Below are 684 nucleotides of genomic sequence, written 5' to 3' on the forward strand. Positions count from 1 at the left end.
CCCCCGGCACCGCCCCGCCCGGCACTGTCCCGCCCGGCATCCGATCCGCTCATCGCGTCCTCCTCGAACGACCGGCGAAACCGCCCACCGCGAGCCCGACCAGCGTCACCGCCGCCAGCGCCGCGTGCCGCCACATGTCGGGCAGGTCCCGGGTGGTGACCACCGGATCCGGGGGCAGACCGTAGACCTCGGGCTCGTCGAGCAGCAGGAAGAACGCCCCGTCGCCGCCGACCCCGTCCCCCGGGTCCGCGCCGTACAGCCGGGCGTCCGCAACCCCGGCCGCGTGCAGCCGGGCCACCCGGTCCGCCGCCCGCTCCCGCAGCTCGTCCAGCGGCCCGAACTGGATGGAGTCCGTCGGGCACGCCTTGGCGCAGGCGGGCTCCATGCCGACGCCCAGCCGGTCGTAGCACAGCGTGCACTTCCACACCCGGCCGTCGTCCTCGCGCTGGTCGATGACGCCGTACGGGCAGGCGGGCACGCAGTAGCCGCAGCCGTTGCAGATGTCCGGCTGCACCACGACCGTTCCGAACTCGGTGCGGAACAGCGCCCCGGTGGGGCACACATCGAGACAGGCCGCGTGGGTGCAGTGCTTGCACACGTCCGAGGACATCAGCCAGCGCAGCTCGGTGCGGCCGTCGGGAGAGAGCGGGGAGATCTGCCCGGCGGCCGCACCGAGCTGCGCTG

General features: G+C 74.4%; 1 protein-coding gene. It reads right to left on the reverse strand.

All coding sequences use genetic code 11. The annotated features are described in order from the left end of the window. Nucleotides 1-49: 49 nt before the first annotated feature. Nucleotides 50-684: 4Fe-4S dicluster domain-containing protein (locus CCN72_RS37225; protein ID WP_143664355.1), on the reverse strand; the 635-nt coding region annotated here is incomplete at its 5' end.

Source organism: Streptomyces murinus (genome assembly GCF_002154555.1).
GTDB classification, from domain to species: domain Bacteria; phylum Actinomycetota; class Actinomycetes; order Streptomycetales; family Streptomycetaceae; genus Streptomyces; species Streptomyces murinus.